Source organism: Paenibacillus sp. FSL R10-2734, from assembly GCF_037963865.1.
Lineage (GTDB): Bacteria > Bacillota > Bacilli > Paenibacillales > Paenibacillaceae > Paenibacillus_AQ.
In genome coordinates this window covers 1,582,337-1,602,812 of the sequence record NZ_CP150170.1, presented here as the reverse complement: position 1 = coordinate 1,602,812, position 20,476 = coordinate 1,582,337, and the positions used below count along the sequence as shown (strand labels likewise).

The 20,476-nt window shown below is 42.8% G+C and carries 16 protein-coding genes; 5 read left to right on the top strand and 11 right to left on the bottom strand.

Features of this window, described 5'->3' with window-relative positions:
- Nucleotides 1-66: 66 nt before the first annotated feature.
- The 4 genes from NSS67_RS07200 to NSS67_RS07185 form a co-directional block, all read right to left on the bottom strand.
- Nucleotides 67-1,614 (bottom strand): extracellular solute-binding protein, encoded by a 1,548-nt coding sequence (locus NSS67_RS07200; RefSeq protein WP_339318916.1) that lies wholly within the window; start codon nt 1,612-1,614, stop codon nt 67-69.
- Nucleotides 1,615-1,712: 98 nt separating this feature from the next.
- Nucleotides 1,713-2,591 (bottom strand): carbohydrate ABC transporter permease, encoded by an 879-nt coding sequence (locus NSS67_RS07195; protein ID WP_339318915.1) that lies wholly within the window; start codon nt 2,589-2,591, stop codon nt 1,713-1,715.
- Nucleotides 2,592-2,613: 22 nt separating this feature from the next.
- A complete protein-coding gene (locus NSS67_RS07190; protein ID WP_339318914.1) occupies nt 2,614-3,537 on the bottom strand; it encodes an ABC transporter permease subunit in 924 nt (307 codons plus the stop codon).
- Nucleotides 3,538-3,953: 416 nt separating this feature from the next.
- Nucleotides 3,954-4,226 carry a transposase zinc-binding domain-containing protein gene (locus NSS67_RS07185; protein WP_339320524.1) on the bottom strand — a complete coding sequence of 91 codons (273 nt, stop codon included), beginning with the start codon at nt 4,224-4,226 and terminating at the stop codon, nt 3,954-3,956.
- Between the two features lie 446 nt (nt 4,227-4,672).
- Between NSS67_RS07185 and NSS67_RS07180 the strand changes: the two genes are divergently transcribed.
- From NSS67_RS07180 to NSS67_RS07160, 5 genes are all read left to right on the top strand, one after another.
- On the top strand, nt 4,673-5,344 hold the full coding sequence (locus NSS67_RS07180) for a response regulator transcription factor (protein WP_339318913.1): 672 nt from the start codon (nt 4,673-4,675) through the stop codon (nt 5,342-5,344).
- Entirely contained in the window at nt 5,341-6,420 is a 1,080-nt protein-coding gene (locus NSS67_RS07175) for a HAMP domain-containing sensor histidine kinase (protein WP_339318912.1), read from the top strand. The genes NSS67_RS07180 and NSS67_RS07175 overlap by 4 nt, the downstream gene beginning before the upstream one ends.
- Nucleotides 6,417-6,908 carry a GNAT family N-acetyltransferase gene (locus tag NSS67_RS07170; RefSeq protein ID WP_339318911.1) on the top strand — a complete coding sequence of 164 codons (492 nt, stop codon included), beginning with the start codon at nt 6,417-6,419 and terminating at the stop codon, nt 6,906-6,908. Before NSS67_RS07175 ends, NSS67_RS07170 begins: the two co-directional genes overlap by 4 nt.
- 162 nt (nt 6,909-7,070) lie before the next feature.
- The gene (locus NSS67_RS07165) at nt 7,071-8,828 is read left to right on the top strand and encodes an ABC transporter ATP-binding protein (protein ID WP_339318910.1); all 1,758 of its coding nucleotides are present in this window, start codon (nt 7,071-7,073) and stop codon (nt 8,826-8,828) included.
- Nucleotides 8,828-10,591: an ABC transporter ATP-binding protein gene (locus tag NSS67_RS07160; protein WP_339318909.1), complete on the top strand. Its 1,764-nt coding sequence runs from the start codon at nt 8,828-8,830 to the stop codon at nt 10,589-10,591. The genes NSS67_RS07165 and NSS67_RS07160 overlap by 1 nt, the downstream gene beginning before the upstream one ends.
- Before the next feature lie 729 nt (nt 10,592-11,320).
- On the opposite strand, the gene NSS67_RS07155 is transcribed toward NSS67_RS07160, so the two are convergent.
- From NSS67_RS07155 to NSS67_RS07125, 7 genes are all read right to left on the bottom strand, one after another.
- Nucleotides 11,321-12,274, bottom strand: coding sequence for a DMT family transporter (locus NSS67_RS07155; protein WP_339318908.1), 954 nt, complete (start codon nt 12,272-12,274; stop codon nt 11,321-11,323).
- Nucleotides 12,275-12,523: 249 nt separating this feature from the next.
- Complete coding sequence (locus tag NSS67_RS07150) at nt 12,524-13,831, bottom strand: ArsR family transcriptional regulator (RefSeq protein ID WP_339318907.1); 1,308 nt, start codon at nt 13,829-13,831, stop codon at nt 12,524-12,526.
- Nucleotides 13,828-15,249: a M20 family metallopeptidase gene (locus NSS67_RS07145; RefSeq protein ID WP_339320523.1), complete on the bottom strand. Its 1,422-nt coding sequence runs from the start codon at nt 15,247-15,249 to the stop codon at nt 13,828-13,830. The genes NSS67_RS07150 and NSS67_RS07145 overlap by 4 nt, the downstream gene beginning before the upstream one ends.
- A gap of 20 nt (nt 15,250-15,269) precedes the next feature.
- Nucleotides 15,270-16,499 (bottom strand): MFS transporter, encoded by a 1,230-nt coding sequence (locus NSS67_RS07140; RefSeq protein ID WP_339318906.1) that lies wholly within the window; start codon nt 16,497-16,499, stop codon nt 15,270-15,272.
- A 276-nt stretch (nt 16,500-16,775) separates the two neighbouring features.
- Nucleotides 16,776-17,669, bottom strand: coding sequence for a carbohydrate ABC transporter permease (locus NSS67_RS07135; RefSeq protein WP_339318905.1), 894 nt, complete (start codon nt 17,667-17,669; stop codon nt 16,776-16,778).
- A gap of 17 nt (nt 17,670-17,686) precedes the next feature.
- The gene (locus NSS67_RS07130) at nt 17,687-18,607 is read right to left on the bottom strand and encodes an ABC transporter permease subunit (protein WP_339318904.1); all 921 of its coding nucleotides are present in this window, start codon (nt 18,605-18,607) and stop codon (nt 17,687-17,689) included.
- 102 nt (nt 18,608-18,709) lie between these two features.
- A complete protein-coding gene (locus NSS67_RS07125) occupies nt 18,710-20,458 on the bottom strand; it encodes a hypothetical protein (protein ID WP_339318903.1) in 1,749 nt (582 codons plus the stop codon).
- Nucleotides 20,459-20,476 lie beyond the last annotated feature (18 nt).

The following is a 20,476-nucleotide window of genomic DNA, read 5'->3' as shown; positions in this document are numbered from 1 at the left end:
GGACCCCTTGAGAGAGTCCGTATTACTGTGCTACTCTATCTAATTTCAATTACAATGAATCTCATGCTAGAAATTTTTCTGATATTCCTTATACTGGGCAGTTGCCCAAGCTTCTAGTTTGCTAAGTCCCATACTTTCCATTTTTGCAATTACATTGTCATATTCCTTACTTGCCTCTTCTGCGGATTTGGCCATGTAAATTTTCAATTCCTCTGTCGCAATCATGTTTTTAATTTGGGTCTCAATAACTTGCTCTTCCGTATCGGGGTTTGTAACTACAAGACCAAGTGCAGGGTTAAATTTCAACGTATCCCTAAGAGCAAGACCCCACTGCGTTTGCAATGTTTTTGGATCAAAGCGTTGGAGTGCTTCCGTAACACCACTACTACCAAGCAATCCCCAATAAACATAACCAAACTGCTTCTGGGCCTCTGCATCATTCATATCATAGTTCATCACTGGATAATTCTCTGCATCATTCCATGTCCAGTCTTCTCCTTCAATTCCCCACACACCTAAACGTTGGCCTTCTTCACTAAGCATGAACTGCATGAATTTAATAGAGGCTTCAACATTTTTATTATTTTTAGTGATGTACACTCCAGACCATCCGGAACCTCCCATAGGTGTTCCTGCTTTTTCACTTAATACCTTAGAGACCATATTGAAGCTAAAATCCTTATTTAGTGTCTTTAATTGAGCATTAATCGTATCCGCAATCATTCCACCCAATGCAAATACTTGCCCGTTAAGACCATACTGGTCATCCTGCTGAGCATCTTTGAATGTGAAATTCTCAGAACTCATTAATTTTTCACGATAGAGCTGATTCATGTACAGATAATATTCCCTATAATTAGGATCTTTTAGATAATGAACTGCGTTCCCACCTTGATCGATAAAACCGCTATTTCTCTTGAGACCAAAGTTAATGCGGAAGAATTGTCCTATTTGATCTTTATCAAAAAGAATCGGCGTCATTTCTGGGTACTTTTGTTTGACAGACAGCAAAATCTGATGCAGATCCTCAAGTGAATCCATTTTAGGATTGCCTAACTCTTCCATAATGTCTTGTCTGAAGGCTAATCCTGAGCCACCAGGTAAAGCTTTCGGGGTATCATTCCATTCCTGTTCTGTCGAAAAGCTATTCTTGATTGTATAGAAATTGCCATCTGGCATCGTATTAACACCAGTTCTACTTTCGTCAATTTTAAAGTCAGGAGCATATTTGGAGATAAGCTCATTCCAAGGATATGATATTTCTGAGTTAGCTAAACGTGTCAACTCCGAAGAGGTGTATACCAAGTCGGGTAACTCCCCTGATGCAATAAGAAGCGGAAGCTGCTTATCGTCAACAGCAACCTGAATGTTGAGTTTAACACCAGTCTTCTTTGTAATTTCTTCAGGAATTTTACCTTTCCACTCTTTAAATGGCCACCAAGGATGATTCACAAGCATCGTAAGCTCAACCACTTCTTGAGGTGCACTACTCGAATCGCTAGTACTAGGGGAAGGTGAAGCCTGTTTCTGACTCTCTCCCGCGCCGCATGCAGAAATCAGCATTACAGCTACCAGCGATAGGAGCAAAACTAGTCTTTTTTTCATACCTGCCATACTGTGGCCTCCTCGTTCTTATCATTTTTTATGTGATAACGGAAAATCCAAGCGATTCACAAGAGCCAGGATTCTCCGACTCAACAACGAATTTTCGATCACCCCTTAACAGACCCCAGCATAATACCTTTCACAAAATATTTTTGCAAAAATGGATATACACATAAAATGGGTAACACCGCAATAACCATTGCCGTAATTTGCATTGAAAAAGTAGTGACACCTGTGACTGCCGCCGCACGCTCCGCACTTTCAGCATCAATGGGAGACATCCCTTGGTTAATAATCTCCATCATCCTAAAGGTTAGCGTTCGCAAACTATCTTTATTGACGAAATAAGCAGAGTCCACCCAAGAATTCCATTGCCCAACACCAACGAATAATCCCATAGCAGCAAGTAATGGCTTAGAAACCGGAAGAATCAACTTATAATATATTTTCAAATCAGACGCACCATCAATTCGCGCTGACTCTTCCATTTCGGATGGAATCTCCTTGAAAAAAGAAACTGCAACGATAAGAAAAAATATATTTACTGCTCCTGGAACAACATAAACCCAAAATGTGTTGAGAAGTGACAAGCTGCGGAGGGTAACATAGTAAGGAATAAGCCCGCCTGATATATACATCCCAATGATAAAAAAACTATAATAAAACTTCTGAAATTTAAGTTTTTTGTAGGATAGCCCATAAGCCGTCAGACACGTGAACCAAATTGTAATGAATGCACCAACTAATGTTCGTGCTACTGAAACTAGGAAGGATTCCATCCACTTGGGATCGCTTAAAAATTCCGAATAATTGTTAAGTGTGAAATTTCTTGGCCAAAAATAGATACCGCCTAGCGTTGAGTCCAATCCATTATTAAAAGAAATGATAATCATATAGTAAAATGGATAAGCAGTAACAATAGCAATTAATGCTAACACAGTGATATTTATAGTATCTAAAATACGATCTTCCCATGTTTTTCGCATATTTTTGCAACTCCTTCTCTCCTTAGAATAAACCACTCTTTGTTACTTTTTTGGAAATGTAATTGCTGCTGAACACAAGAGTGATCGAGATAATGGATTGCAGTAAATCTATGGCTGTTGCATACGCATACCTTCCTTGCGCCAAGCCCATTTTGAAGGCATAGGTTTGAAGAATCTCTGACTTATCGTTATTCATAACATTCCCTAGCAAATACGACTGTTCGAAGTTAGAACCCACTAAGCCGCCACCAAGTAAGCTACCAACCGCTAAAATGAGTACTACTACGACAGTTCCCCGAATACCGGGTAATGTCACATGCCAAATCCTTTTCAGTCGCCCTGCTCCATCTATCTCTGCCGCTTCATACTGTGCTGGATCCAATCCGCTAATTGCCGCCAGGAATATAATGGCCCACCAACCCGCTTCCTTCCACATTGCACTGCCTACGGCCAATCCCCAAAAATAATTGGCACTACTTAATATTGGAAGTGGTTCTTTGAGACCGAGAGACATTAGCAAGCCATTCACAATTCCGTTGTTTGTAGAGAAAAAGATTACAAGTAACCCTGACACAACAATCCACGAAATAAAATGCGGGAAATAGCTAACCGTTTGAACCACTCTTTTAAAAACATGACTTCGTACCTCATTCAACATAATCGCAAGAAGAATCGGAACTGGAAAGGTAAATACTAATTTCAGTAAACTGATTGACAGTGTATTAACGACCATTTGATTAAAATTATAATAGTTAAAAAACTCAATAAAGTATTTAAAACCCACCCATTGACTCGTAAAGATCCCTTTGATACCAGAGGTAATGGAGTATTGCTTAAAGGCCATCAATATACCAAACATTGGTAAATAATGAAAAGTGAAAATAATTAACATTCCAATGAGCACAAACATATGAGCATATTTTTGTCTTTTTATAGCTCTCCACATGATTAATCACTCCTTATCACTTCAATCGCGATTGCAATCGTTTACAATTGATAACTCTGCTTTTGTACTCTTAATTTGATTATAAAGCGTTTTCATTCTGTGACTATTGATGAAAAATTAGAATTGTATTCCTCATTTTTAAGAAAGCAATGAATGAACCAAGAATTAATACGCAATGGATCCTTTCCTTATAAAGCTCATGAAAAAGAGGAGTACGCAAAAAATACCCCGTAAGAAAAACCTCACCACCGGCTCGGTCCTTTAAAGATCTGGAGTAAATTTAGGCACTTCACCGCTTCGCTTTTCCATTCCATATCCGTCCCCTTCTATTCTACTTGTGTGCTTTCTTCTACCTCAGGCCCTGTACTAACCGATCTTCAATCCGGTACATGTATCCATGGATTCCCTCGTAATACTCAGGACATCTCTCCTCCACAGTTCGCACAGCTGAATTGCGGTGGTACTTCTGGATCTCCTTCATCCATGGCATCGAAATTAAGCAATTCACTATGCTTCAAGAATCTCTCTCTTAGTCCCTCATCGATCGTCAGGATCACATGCCTGTGATTCACCTGAAATACACTCTTGGACATCTGTCGACTCCACTCCTCCGTTTCGTTACACGAACGCATTGTGCAGAATCTACCCTTACACCGATAAGGCACCACTTTAAGATCGTGGCACCCTATACATTTGGCACGTTTACGTTACCGACGGCACATTGTATTCGATTTTTCACATACATTTGACTCATTTACGTTACCGTCGGCACATTGTATTCGATTTTTCGCATACATTTGGCTCTTTTACGTTACCGGCGACATATTGTATTCGGTTTTTCGCATACATTTGGTTCGTTACGTTACCGACAGCACATTGTATTCGATTTTTCGCATACATTTGTCCGTAAGCTCCACTAAAACATACATTTTGGAGGATATAAGTCCCGCTCGATCCGTCTCAAAGAGGCGTGTAATAAAAAAAAGGCCTCCCCATGGCCACCAGGATAAAGTATATAGTGAAACTTTTACTTTCTTATAATTTAAGAAAACGCTAAAGACTTTGTCATTAGCACTTCTATCTATTAGAATTATGGGATAAAGAGGTCAAATCCGGAACCTATTGGAGTGAAACCATGATTAAGATTCTCGTTGTGGAAGATGATAAGCATGTCAGAAAGCTGATGAACGCTGTGCTGAAACGGGAAGGTTATGAGGTGTTAACCGCCGAGAATGGAATCCAGGCACTGGAAGTTCTTGAAGTCCAGCACATTGATCTGATTATCCTCGATATTATGATGCCGGGTATGGATGGTTACGAATTTGCCGATGAGCTAAGGAATGCGAACAACATGATCCCAATCCTCATGGCCACGGCCAAACATCTTCCAGAAGATAAGAAAAAAGGATTCCACCTCGGAACTGACGATTATATGACCAAACCCGTGGATACAGAAGAAATGCTGCTACGGATTCAAGCCCTTCTGCGCCGTTCACAGATTGTAAGCGCACGTAAGCTTGTTATTGGTAAAGTCATTCTTGATTTAGATGCGTTAACAATAACTAGAGACAATGAAAAACAGACACTTCCCCAGAAGGAGTTCCTGCTCCTCTATAAGCTTTTATCCTATCCGGAGCGTATTTTCACTCGTATTCAGCTGATGGATGAAATCTGGGGGATGGACAGCGAAACTACGGACACTACGGTTAATGTACATATCAATCGCTTGCGGAAGCGGATTGAGAACTATCCGGAGTTCGAACTTGTGTCCGTCCGCGGTCTAGGATACAAGGCGGTGAGAACATGATTAAACGGCTACGCAGCAGAATCAGCTTGCCGATCTACTTCTCTCTTGCTTTATTTATCATTTTCCTCATTACCATGCTGATTACCGGAGTTCTGATCTATCTGTTAATGTTCTTCGGCCTGCTTGATGAACAGATTCTCCAAGACAAAAAAATACTCACCTTAATCATATTGATTGCCTGCACCATTATCGGCTCTGTCATATCGATAACTAGCAGTCGTAGATGGCTGAAATCTATTCAAACGTTTATTGATGCCATCGACCAGCTAGCTAAAGGGAACTTCTCTATGCGGATGCAGTTAACAAAACCTCCGGAATTTAAGATTCTCTCCGAGAATATTAACCGGATGGCTGAGGAGCTAGGTGGCATTGAGATTCTGCGTACAGACTTTGTAAACAATTTTTCCCATGAATTTCGCACGCCTATTGTGTCGATTAAAGGGTTCGCTGAAATCCTAAAGGATGATGCGCTGAGTAAGGAAGAACGGAATGAATATCTGGATATTGTTATTGAGGAATCGACCCGCTTGGCCGCTCTGGCCTCAAATGTCCTGAACATCTCCAAAATAGAGGCACAGGCAATATTAAGCGACCGACAGCCCTTCAATGTTGGTGAACAAATTCGCCAATGCATCCTGCTACTGCATACTAAACTTACGAAAAAGCATATTTCCTTCAAAGCCAACGTACAGGACTATGAGGTATCCGGAAATAAAGAGATGCTGAGCCAGGTCTGGCTGAATTTATTGGATAATGCGATCAAATTCACGCCCGAGCATGGAGAAATCGAAGTTACCATGAAGCGGGTAAAAGACAGGATAGAGATTACGATCCGTGATAATGGAGAGGGCATCAGTCCGAGTGCACTGCCCAAGGTCTTCGCCAAGTTCTATCAGCAAGATACATCACACTCTACTGCTGGCAATGGCCTGGGGCTTACGATTGTCCGAAAAATCATTGGGTTGCACGATGGAACCATCACCTGTGACAGTGTTCCGTCGCAAGGAACAATCTTTACAACGCTACTCCCTGCCTCGAAAAAGGTAGAAAAAGAAATGGGGGCTACCAGTAAATGAGTGTTACATTCAAAAAAGTGAGCAGCTTTAACCGGGGAATACTCTTAGAATTATTGTCAGATGCGTATTCATATGATCCCAGATATGAACGAGGCAGTATTTCAGATTGGCAAGCTTGTGATAACTTTTTCTTTGAGAATATACAAATCGCCGATAAATGTGCATTTATCACAACCCTAAACGATGAACCCATCGGATTTGTAGTGTGGGACCCGAGAAATATGCCTAAGTATGCAGAAATCGGGCATAATTGCATTGCTTCACGATATAAAGGCAAAGGCTATGGTAAAATCCAGCTTCAAGAAGCGGTCAATAGAATCATCCAGCATGATGTAAAAAAAATCATTGTCACCACGAATGACGATCTAAACCCTGCTCAACGGATGTATGAAAGTGTTGGATTCACAATGTATAAAAAAAGAAAAAATCAGAATAACGCAGATTTTGTTAATGAACATATAGATTATGTATATTTCATCAACAGTTAATGTGATCACTTATATCCTGCCTACAAACAAGAGGCTATCCCCAGGAGTCATTTCATGGCTGCTTACGGGATAGTCTCTTTTCATTTCATCAGCAAAAGTTAACTTTCAGTTTATTATTCTCCTTTATGATCATTACAACAATAATATAAAGGAGTCATTCTTATGTTGAAAATACTCAAGAATCTGGAACCCAAAGAATGGTTCTTATTCGGCATCAGCCTCATGTTTATTATCGCTCAGGTCTGGCTGGACTTGGAATTGCCTGACTACATGAGTGATGTTACCCGGCTGATCCAAACACCAGGAAGCGAAATGAATGAAATCCTTGTTGCAGGAGGCTGGATGCTGCTCTGTGCACTTGGCAGTCTGGCAACCTCAATTGTTGTAGCGGGCATTGCTTCGAAAATAGCAGCCGACTTGTCTGCAAGATTGCGTTCCAAATTGTTCGATAAGGTACAATCCTTTTCGATGGAGGAGATCAGCAACTTCTCAACAGCAAGTCTGATTACCCGTTCCACGAATGACATCACACAAGTACAAATGCTGATTGTGATTGGTTTACAGCTACTAGTGAAAGCTCCCATACTTGCTGTGTGGGCAATCCTCAAGATCTCAGGAAAAAGCTGGGAGTGGACGCTTACGACAGGCGCCGCGGTCGCCCTGCTAGTGCTTATTGTTGCAGTCTGCATCGTGCTCGTCCTGCCTAAATTTAAAAAGCTGCAGCTGTTAACTGACAATCTGAATCGTGTATCCAGAGAGAATCTTAACGGTCTTCGTGTCATCCGGGCTTACAATGCCGAGGACTATCAGGAACAAAAGTTCGCTGGAGCTAACAACGAGCTTACCAGTACCAACCTATTCGCTAACAATGTAATGACCATATTGATGCCAAGTATTACTTTGATTATGAGTGGACTCAGTCTCGCCATCTATTGGGTGGGTGCAGTGCTCATTCAAGCAGCCGAGGGTACTGCCAAGATGGGTTTGTTCTCAGATATGATCGTATTCTCTTCTTATGCCATGCAAGTGGTTATGGCCTTTATGATGCTGATTATGATCTTTATCTTACTACCCCGCGCTCAAGTATCGGCTAAACGAATCAATGAAGTGCTAGAAACAGTACCTAGCTTGAAGAACGGATCAGTCACTCAATTCCCTGTGAAGAGAAAAGATGAGCTTGAATTCAAGGGGGTTAGCTTCAAATATCCAGATGCAGAGGATTATGTGCTGGAGAACATCAGCTTCACGGCGAAACAGGGGGAGACGGTTGCTTTTATCGGATCAACAGGCTGCGGGAAAAGTACACTTGTTAACCTCATTCCCCGTTTCTATGATGCTACAGAAGGCGAAGTGCTAGTAAATGGCATCAATGTCAAAGAATACGACCAGCAAGCGCTGCGGAATAAAATGGGTTATGTCTCTCAGAAGGCTGTTTTGTTTGGCGGAACAGTGACCTCCAATATTGCCTTTGGTGAGAACGGCTCTGGTCAGGTTCTCAGTTCAGATATTGTTGATGCGGTGTACACTTCCCAATCCTCTGAATTTGTAGAAAAGCTAGAGGGGAATTATGAGGCCCACATTGCCCAAGGCGGAGCAAATCTGTCTGGCGGACAAAAACAGCGGCTGTCGATTGCCAGAGCGATTGCCCGGCGTCCAGAAATATTAATCTTTGACGATTCTTTCTCAGCACTTGATTATAAGACTGACCGCAAACTGCGCAGTGAGCTGAAAAAAGACGCTCATGATTCAACGATGCTGATCGTTGCACAGCGTATTGGTACGATCAAAGACGCTGACAAAATCATTGTTCTGGAAGCCGGAAGCATCGTCGGTATCGGAACACATGACGAATTAATGCAATCCTGCGACGTTTATCAGGAAATTGCTTATTCTCAGCTGACGAAGGAGGAGCTCGCCTAATGACAACCAAGAAGAAAAAAGGTCCAAACACATGGAGCAAGCTGCTCCGCTACTGCCGCAAATATGTTCCAGTAATCGTCATTGCGCTAATCTGCGCGGCGGCTGGAACAGTGCTCACATTATTCGGTCCGGATAAACTCTCCGAGATCACCGACAAAATTACAGCTGGTCTCGCTGGCAGCATCGATATGGACGGCATTACTACGATTGGCATTACACTCGTCGTAATCTACGGCATCGGTGCGCTGCTGTCACTCTCGCAAGGCTTGATTATGTCGATTATTACCCAGAAGGTCTCGAAGAAATTAAGAACTGATTTGGCTCATAAAATGAACAAACTACCGATCTCCTACTATAATAAATCGGCCACAGGTGATATTTTATCACGGGTAACGAATGATGTAGATACCATCGGGCAGGCGATGAATCAGAGTGTTGGTAATGTCGTGACTGCCGTAGCCATGTTCATTGGTTCGATTATCATGATGCTGAAGACCAATGTAATTATGACCCTTACCGCTATCGTCGCTACAATTATCGGCTTTGGTCTTATGGCTGTCATTATGAAGAAATCGCAGAAGTATTTTGCCAGCCAGCAGGAATTTTTAGGTAAAATTAACGGTCATGTTGAAGAAGTCTACACAGGACATAACGTTGTAAAAGCATATAACGGGGAAGCCCAAATGCGCACCACCTTCCAGGAATTGAATCAGGGACTGAAGAACAGCGCCTTCAAAGCGCAATTCCTCTCTGGGCTGATGCCACCGCTGATGGGCTTTATAGGTAATCTAGGCTTCGTCGCCGTCTGTATCGTTGGTGGTGTACTCGCCATGAATGGCACGATTTCATTCGGAGTTATCGTTGCCTTCATTATGTATGTACGTTTCTTCACCCAGCCGTTGGCCCAGATTGCCCAGGCCGCACAGAGTCTGCAATCGGCATCTGCCGCAGGTGGACGCGTGTTCGAATTCCTAGAGGAAGAGGAAATGGAAGACGAGAGCCGCAAAGAGAACACATTGCCAACTGCTAAAGGCAAAGTGAAATTTGACCAAGTACAATTTGCGTATGAGACATCAGAAAAACTGATTATCAATAACTTCTCAACAGATGTAAAACCTGGGCAAAAAGTGGCCATCGTTGGTCCTACCGGCGCAGGCAAAACTACGCTGGTCAATCTGCTTATCCGGTTCAACGAATTGACGGGCGGAGAAATCTACATTGATGACACGCCGATCAGTAGCCTGACGAGAGAGAACATTCATGATCTGTTCTGTATGGTCCTGCAGGATACCTGGCTGTTTGAGGGTACGATTAAAGAGAATCTGATTTACAATCAGCAGAATATTACAGACGAGAAGCTTATAGAGGCTTGCAAGTCCGTTGGCCTGCACCGCTTCATTAAATCCTTAAGTGACGGATACAACACCGTCCTGAACGATAAGGTTAATCTGTCCGCCGGACAAAAGCAGCAGCTGACCATCGCTCGCGCGATGCTGAAGGATGCGCCAATGCTCATTCTTGATGAAGCTACAAGCTCGGTGGATACCCGTACAGAATTGCTGATTCAGCAGGCAATGGATAAGCTTATGGAAGGCAGAACGTCTTTCGTTATCGCACACCGACTCTCCACGATCAAGAATGCCGATGTGATTCTGGTCCTGAAGGACGGCGATATCCTGGAAAGCGGCAGCCACGCGGAATTGCTGGCTCAGAACGGATTCTATGCAGAACTGTACAATAGCCAGTTTGAGCAAGCTTCTTAATCGAAGCTTGCAAATCCTTTGTACCACACAAGAAAAACGCCTGACGGCGTCCTTGGAGGTAGAGTTACAAGCTGAGTACATCCGTAATTCCATACTCGTATCCATATACACCCTCGTGGTAAGGTTCCGCTTACGGACCGTATGGCCTTTATTTCGATTAAATGATCACATATATTAGGGACGGACCGTATTGCACTTATTCCCTAATAACAAACCCATTCCCGGGTGATTCAGGGCGGATAACGGCGCTGGCTCGTTTACGTTACCGTCGGCACATTGTATTCGGTTTTTCGCATACATTTGGCTCGTTTACGTTACCGGCGGCACATTGTGTTCGGTTTTTCGCATACATTCGGCTCGTTTACGTTACCGTCGGCACATTGTATTCGGTTTTTCGCATACATTTGGCTCGTTTACGTCACCGTTGGCACATTGTATGCGATTTTTCGCATACATTTGTCCGTAAGCTCGACTAAAACATGCATTTCGGAGGATATAAGGTCCGCTCGATCCGTTATACATCCCAAAAAGGCGTGTGTTTAATTAAAAAACAGGGCTCCCCATGGCCACCAGTTGAATATAGGCCTATCCCTTGAATTCGTTTCACATTTCTCCGCAGTCTCGAAATTTTATAAATTCTATTAAAGTAAAAAAAACGATAAAAACTGCAACTCAACATGAGCTTGCAGTTTTTATCGTTAATACATACCAGCTCATTATCACCCCGTATCAAACCGCTCGATTCACTATAATAATACCAGCTACAACACTAGCCAATGCTGCAAGCACGAATAGATGAATGGTTTCACCCAAGATAATAGAGGATAAAATGACCCCAAATACCGGAATTAAAAATAAGTACATTGATACTTTACCAACTTGATTATATTTCATCACCATATTCCAGATTCCAAAAGCAAGCGCGGAGACGAGTGCCAAGTAGATAAAGATTATTAAAGATACGGTCTGGAATTGAAACGGCAGAAATCCCCGCTTCCCTATTCCAATAGCAGCAAGCGCCAATCCCCCCAGCAACATTTGCTTGCCTGTCAAGGGAAGTACAGATGCGTATCTCGCCTCATGCCTGGCTAGAACATTACCGAGTGCACCAAATGCAGCGGATAGAAGTAGACATACTTCACCAAATCCGAATTCAAAGTGAAGCCCTCCACCTTGTCCGAACCCTACGGCAAATACACCCAAAAAACCAAGCAGTAGACCGATTATTTTTCGTCTTGTGAATGGCTCATTTCGATACATCGCTTGTGCAAATAGCATTTGGAAGAATGAAGCCGAACCCGATAATATTGCACCCTGAATACCTGAACTGTGCATAATTCCAATATAAAAGAGCAGGTACTGCAGAAACGTCTGCACCAGCGCCAGGCGGGATATACGCCAGAACGACACCCTCCCACTGCTAACGCCAGCTATTTCAGCAGCCTGTCGTTTCTTACGCTCTGCTCCATAGCTAGATATGCGGACAATAACTAACAGTAGAAATCCAGCTAGTGCGAACCGATATCCCGCGAACAAAATCTGTTCGAACATATCCTCTTTAGCAATATGTAACTGACCATAGCTTAATTTAACAAAGGGAATCGCACTCCCCCATAGAATTGTAGCCGTTAGTGCGCTTACAACCAATCCGACCGGATGGGTAAACCATTTTTGTAAAGTCATGAGGTGCACCTTTCTATATTCATTGAATTGAATTGGATTGAATTGCATTCAATCTATAATAACATCAACCATTCCAATTGTTCATCATAATTACCAAGCAAAATCATTGTTCGATTCAGCAGACGATAGGCGTAAGCTGGCCCAAACTAAAAATGCAGAGCAGCAATCCTCCAATAATGAAGAACTGCTGCTCTGTTCATTGTTACCTGATATTTTGATATCAGCTACCTTTAGGAATTGTCGTCTTTTCTAGTATAATATCCGATAAATCTTCCGCGGGCGCCCACGAGTCTGGGGCTTTTCTTCAGCCACAACTTGAGCGAATCCCTTCGCTTCCAGCTCCATCAGTATACGTCTCGCACTTCGCTCAGTGATATACATATAACGCGCGAGCTCATTTGCGCCGATCTCCTCGCTGGAACGCTTGCGGAGCACAGATTTGATCTTCTGCAACGTACCAATGCTCAGTGTCGTAGACTGACTGACCTCATGATATTGTTCCGATGCATAGGAATACATGAGCTGATCTGGCTTCCCTAATGGCCCCGCTATTCTCTTGTCATCGAAACATACCATCCAGCTGCCCCTACCGCATTTCTTCGCGTGTAACAGCGCCGTGCCCGCGTTAATTTCTGCCTCATAAGCCGTCTGACCCATTCCAATACCACAGGTAATTCCCTGTTGCCCCAGCTTCTCCATACCATGTATATCCGGTGCCGCCCTGAATCCGTTCGTGGTCTCTTCTAGCAATCCGCGCGTTGTGAATATAACATACCGCCCTGGGCCTACCGTTTTGAGAGAGCCATGAATTTCTTTCGCATAGGCTAACAGTTTCTCCGTGAATTCAATCTCAATGCTATACATTTCATCCGAGGAGTACCGGTCCTGGTTCATCCCCTCATACACATGGATTTCAACCATTTGGACTGTGATTTGTGATTTTTTGAAAAATAGCATTTCGGAGGTTCGTAGCATCTGATTGGCAATCGAATGAATCGACATCGTCGGGGGGAGAACACGGTAGGCGGGCACGCCCCGTTTCTGCAGTTCCTCATGGATCGGATGTCCAGTGATCGCTGCCTTCGTCCGCCCCTGTGCCCAGAGATTGTAATGATACGTCGTCAGTTCATCCAAATCGAACGTATCCGTGTTCATATACTGCACCTTGTCGAAAATATCTGCCTCTTGCAAGGCCCTCTCCATTTCGCCTTTTAAATCTACTCCAGGCCCCTCAAATCCGTCAAAGCTAATTTCACTTACACTGACCTTCTCTTTGTACACTACTTGCAAGAGCGTCTTAAAGAAGCTTCCTCCATGATAAGGAACATGAAACACGGGGGTCGAAATCCCACCCCACGCCATCACAATTTGATAAGTAATCGGCCCCGTACACAACCACATGTCCATATCAGCAAGGACCGGAAATACCTTTTCGACCAAGTCCTCTTCTGTGAGGCATAAGATCGGCACACAATGGAATTCAGGATACTTCGTTAATGTCTGGTTCAGAACCTCCATGGCATCGGCAGGACCTAGCAATCCAACGCGAATACTCATCGCTGCCGCTGAATTTCATATTCAATGACTTCCGGTGGAATCGGGGAGCGGTACGTTTCGCCGTTCAGTCGCTCTTGTAGCTCTACCTTTGCCTCTGCAATCAGCTCTGGATTTTGCATAATCTCCAATGCTGTGGCTGCAATGACTTTTCCTGCATGAAGCATCCCTTTATGTCCGATCGAGGTTGCTCCTTGCGTCACCATCTGCCAAGAATGGAAGGGTGTGCCCAAAGCATCGCATACCGTTTGACACTGTGCAGTTGGAACGACCCAGCTGACATCACCCACGTCCGTAGAGCCTGGAAGAATCACTGAAGACTCATGATAGGGTGCCAGCTTATCCGATAGCTCTTTGCCCACAAGCTGCCGATCCGAGCGTACATCAAATGCCTTATCGGCTTCGGATAACGTGGACCGGATCTCTTCTGCAAACGCGATTTCCGATTCATTATGTACAGGAACGCCTAAAGCCGTGAAATTGCGATGCATAACCGTTTCCAAGGTTGTATTCGGAACCAAGTTAGATAGAGCGGATATAAATTTAATCTCTACCTCTGTGCCTGACATCAACGCTGCACCTCTTGCAATGTCGCAAATACGTTGATACACTTCTTCGGTCTGTGATACCAGTGGTGCACGGATCAAGTACAATACTTCAGCTTCCGCCTGAACTACATTCGGAGAGATACCTCCTGTATTCGTCACCGCATAATGCACCCGAGCCTCTGGAATGATATGCTCTCGGAGATAGTTAACTCCAATATTCATTAGCTCGACCGCATCCAATGCGCTCCGTCCTAAGTGCGGCGTTGCAGCAGCGTGCGAGCTCTTCCCTTTATAAGCAAATACAACTTCGTAGCATGCAAGGGAACTCATCGACATAATATTATTCGTTGTCCCCGGATGCCAGGTCAGAGCCACATCCACATCATCAAACAGCCCTGCCCGTACCATAAACGTCTTACCTGCGCCAATTTCTTCGCCTGGACAGCCGTAGTAGCGAATCGTTCCTTGAATCTGATGCTCCTCCATATAGTGACGAAGTGCAACTGCAGCAGCAAGCGCACCCGTACCTAATAGGTTATGCCCACAGCCATGACCATTGCCGTTAACCACCAATTCTTCTGCGCTTGCGACACCTGCTTTTTGACTCAATCCCGATAGGGCATCGAATTCCCCTAGAATCGCAATGACAGGCGTGCCGCTTCCATAGCTACCGATAAATGCCGTACTAATTCCGCCAACTCCACGATCCACCTGAAATCCTTCTGCTTCAAGCGATGTGCAGAGTAACTCAGCTGACTGGTCCTCTTCAAACCCTGTTTCGGCATACGCCCAGATCGCATCGCTGATCCCGATCCATGTATCTCTTTTTTCCTCAATAATATCCGTTAATCTGTCTAATAGATTCATATTCATGTTCATTCACCTCTCCTTAATTATACCGCTACTTGCTGCTCAGCAACGACATGATTCTTATTCCGAAGCATAAGCGCACCAAGAATAGGAATGATTAATATTAGAATCAAGAACCAGAAGGCCGCATCATATGAGCCATTAAATCTCGTAACTAGAAAACCAATAATCATTGGCGAAATCGCGCCTGCAACCGCACCAAGGAAATACATGACACCCATGAATGAACCTACCATTTCAGGGGCAACTACTTTTAATGGAAGCGTAAGAATGGACATCATGGCAGACATAATGGCGACCGACACAATGGTTTGATAGAAAATGACCATACCCACACTAGATGCATGAGATAGTAGATACAGACAGACACCACTGATGATAGAACAGGTAATGATGACGATCTTCTCCTGTCCACCCCATTTTTTATCTAACAACCACCCGATGAAGATTGAAGCAATTAAGCCCCCAAAGCTCGGAATCATGGATAAAAATCCCAACGAGAGCAGATCCACATGTCTTACCTTCGAGAGATACGTTGGCATCCATGTCATCGATCCCCAGTTTACAATACTTATACCAAAATATATCAATACAAGCGTCCAGAGCAATGGATGTTTTACCAAACGCTTCAAGGGAACTTTACTCTTCTGTAACTGTTTCATAGGTATCGCACCTTTACCTGGTGGACGATAATATGTAATAAGAAGGACGGTTACGAGCACACCAATACCGCCAACGATATAAAATACACTTCTCCAGCCTAAAGATACGGATAACGTAGCAGCCATGGAGGAAGCTAGAATTACGCCAATCATCTGCGCTCCTAATAGATAGGATTTCGCACGTGCTCGTTCTGATTTATTGAATAACTCTGTAATCGATACGGCACTCGCTGTTGGTAGGAAACCATCGGCGAATCCCAAAAGAAAGCGAATCGCGATCAATGCGGCCAAGGATCCCACCATGCCGTTGACCAATGTAAATGCAGAGATCAGCAGCATACAAGTAATTAATATTTTTCTAGAACCAAATTTATCGGAAAGCCAGCCTCCAATGAGTGTCATGATTGCACTACTGACGAAAAAGCTACTCACAATCAATCCCTGCTGTGATTCCTTCAATCCAAATTCATTACTGATTGGAATGATGACCACATTCATACCTGATAACATCAATGTATCTACAATCCAGCCTAGAAACACCAGCGAAAATAGGAAATACTTTTTTTTACTGCTTAATGTTGCGCTTCCCATCGGTTTCCCCCCTTAAGTTCTATTTACGGTCTAATAAAGGTCTTGGAAAATATTATAATCCCAAGTCGCGGATTGAGCAACATTTTTTCGATTATTTATCCATATTCATGTATAAAAATAGAGTGCGCTCACTCGAAAAGCCCGAGTTAGCACACTCTTTCATGCCCAGCACAAGCTGGAACCTTTGTGTGAATACAAATTCTATTTCCATCAGAGAGAAAGTGGCTATCAAAACACGACTCCCCCAAAAGGTCATCTAAAATTGCGCTCGAAGTTTCACCCTTTTACACTGCCAATCGTTAACCCTTCCGTAAAGTACTTCTGCATGAACGGATAAATAACAAACAAGGGAATAATAGAAATGAAAATTTGTGCTGCCTTCAAATTAATATCATTTACATTCATCGTACTGACTATAGCCTGCAAATCTCCGCTTAGGATAGCACTCTGAATATCAACCACGAGTGTTTGTAAATAGGATTGAAGAGGATAATGCGATGTGAAGTTAGAATAAATCAACCCATCAAACCATGCATTCCAATGACCTATCAGACTGAAAAGGGTAACTGTTGCTATGGAGGGCTTTGACAATGGTAAATAGATTCTCCATAGAATTGTCCATTGACTTGCTCCATCCAGCATAGCCGACTCTTCCAATTCTTCGGGCAATCCCCGGAAGAAATTCATGACTAGAATAACGTTGAAGATAGGTACCGCTCCTGGAAGCACCAGAGACCAAATAGAATCTATTAAACCTAGTTGTGATATAAGTATATAAGTCGGAATTAAACCACCGTTAAATACCATAAGAAAAATAAAATAAGCTGAGTAGTATTTTCTTTTCCTAAACACATGATCACTTTTTGACAAAGGATAAGCTGCCAATACCGTTAATAACATATTTATAGGAACTCCAAGCGCTACCCTTTTCAAGGTTACTGATACTGCGGTCCAAAACTCACTGTTTTTCATTACAAAGCGGTAGGCTTCCATGTTAAAATCTACCGGCCATAATTTCACTCTATTCTCCAGGATAGCCTGTGAACCGCTAAGAGAGCGGGCAAATAAATTCAGAAGTGGTATTAAGCAGGCCAGCGTGATGGCTATAATGATAATGGCATTACATATGATAAATAACTTTCTGCTCGTCGATAAATTCTTTGCTAACATCTAGTTGTCCCTCCTTCTTAAAACACACGGTAGCCAGCATATCGATCTGCCATTTTAAATGAAACTACGATAAGTATGCCAGAAATAACTGACTTGAATAATCCTACTGCAGCTGATAATGAAAATTGCTGGTTTACCAAACCAAGTCTATAAACAAGGGTATCTATGATGTCTCCCGTGGCATATACAGAAGGACTATACATAACAAAGATCTGTTCAAATCCTGCGTTCAAAATGTTACCTATAGATAGCACTGTCATCAGAATTATGATTGGGGCAATACCTGGTATGGTGACATTCCATGTCTGTTTCCATCTACCTGCCCCATCAATAGAAGAAGCTTCATATAAACTGGGATTGATGCTAGTCAACGCAGCTAAATAAACAATGGTATTGTAACCAAAGTTCTTCCAAACATCACTGATAATTACCGTACCAGGGAACATATGCTTATTGCCGAGGAAATTTATTGGTGAATCAACTAACCCGATGTTCATTAGAAAGGTATTCATAAATCCGGCATCACCTGCCGTATTGCCTTGAGATAAGAAGTCCATTAATATCCCCCCCAACACTACCCATGAAAGAAAATATGGTAAGTAGGTGACGGTCTGCACTGTTTTTTTAAACCATTTGATTCTCAGTTCATTTAACATCAGGGCAAAAACAACCGGAAATATCATATTGCCTATAATCTTAAAAACCGCGATTATGAGCGTATTTCTAAGGGCAGGCATAAAGTCAGGCAGTAATGCTATCGTTTTAAAATTCTCAAGTCCTACCCATTGAGATTTCAGCATTCCCAAACCAGGCTGGTAGTCTTGAAAGGCTATGATAATCCCGAATATTGGAAGATAGCTGAAGACGAATAAGACTAGGACTGGAAGCAAAAGCATTAGGTGAAACATTCGTTGTCTCTTTTTATCAATATTTAACATCCACACCTATCCCTTTCTAACATTAGAGGATGCATAATTGAAATCGCATCCTCCAACTTTATTTACATTTGTCCAATTTGAGTATTTATATCTCTTTTTCTGTTATTTATTACTGTCATACCACTCTTGTGCTTCCTTGGTCACAGCTTCTCCACCCAATGCCTTCCAAGACTCAAGGAATTTATCATAAGAATCAACATTGTCACCATAAATAATCTTCACGATAGTTTCGAGAGCCATTTTGTCCAGTGTTGAATACTTGGAGGACATAGTATCTGTAGGAATGTAATTATAAGCTGAAGGATTAGTGGCAGAATTAGATTTGATCTTGTCAACAGTAGCTTCTCCGCCCTGCGGATCTCCAAATACTGTATACAGGCTTAAACCACTCAAGAATGTAGCGTCTTTTGCTGCGATCATTCCTTCAGCTGTCCCTGAATTCATTGCATCCAGATAATATTTCATATTGGTATAATCGCCTTTTTGTTCAACGTTCAACTCGGAGACATCGCCTGACTGTAGAGCTTTAGACTCTTTATAATAATTTTCTAGATTTTTCAGCGGATTAAGTGATTGTATTAAACTGAACTTCCAGCCGCTATATTTGCCTGCCAGTCCATAATATTTATTAAATTCTTCATCACTGCTTGGGTGGATCAGCTTCTGAACGCTCAAATTTACCAGTTTGATTAATGCTTCAGGATTTTTCGCCTTACTGCTTACCACCCAATAGGCTTCGGGTAAAGTAGGCATATAGGCTTTCGAAGAGCCATCACCGTTACCGTCAGGAATACGGCTACTTGTGAAATGGGCTTTTGGATCATTTTGAATTGCATCCATAGATGCCGTCATTGCTCCCCACATTGGAGCGAAGAAAATCCCGGCTTTCCCGCCTCCCAGATCTTTATTAATAGCTGTTAAATCCATGGTCCCAAAATTCTTTGCTAATGTTCCTTCTGCATACATACCCTGCAGTGCAGTTAAGCCCTTTTTCATTTCATTCGGTAGATCACCACCCCAGATGACCTTCCCATCTTTTTCTATTAACGAGAATTTACCATTCCAATGCCCTGGAGCCGCACCATAACCTTCAAAGAAGGCCTGCATGCCTGAAAGCATCGCAAACCCTTCTTTCCCATTCAATGCAAGACCATACGTATCTGCTTTGCCGTTACCATCCGGGTCATTTTTAGTAAAGGCCCTAGCAACATTCACCAGGTCATCCATGGTTGTTGGCATTTTTAACCCAAGATTATCTAGCCAGTCTTGACGGACGAACATCATCATGACACCATCATAACCACTGCCCATTCTTGGAATCGCATACAACTTTCCGTCTACCTTTGCAGAAGAAAGTGAAGCTCCCTCATCAACATTCAAATACTCTTTCAGCTCCGGTGTTGCATATTTCTCATATTCTTCGGTGATATCAGCTATAACATCTGTCTGAGCATACTTAACCAGATCAGAAGCCGTTACAGTAAATACATCAGGATAACTACCAGAAGCAATTGCAGTCGCTAACTTTGTGTTTCCCTGACCAGCATCCACGCTGTACATGGGGGTGACCTCATAACCATTTTCGGCGTACAATTCCATCCAGGTATTTTTAAGTTCAGTTTCTTGTCCTTCCGGTTTAAAGTCCGAGGCATAAGCAAATCCCACATTAAGTTTCAGTGGAGTGTTATAGCCGTAAGGATTATCGTCTACCACCGTAGTATTGCTAGTCTGATTAGCCCCGTTATTAGCAGCCTTGTTTGCATTTCCATTGCCACCACATGCAGTAACAGATAATAGCATTGCTGCTGTTAATGTAATACAAGCTACCCGTCTTAGTTTCTGTTTCTTCATTGTTATCCTCCCTTAGTT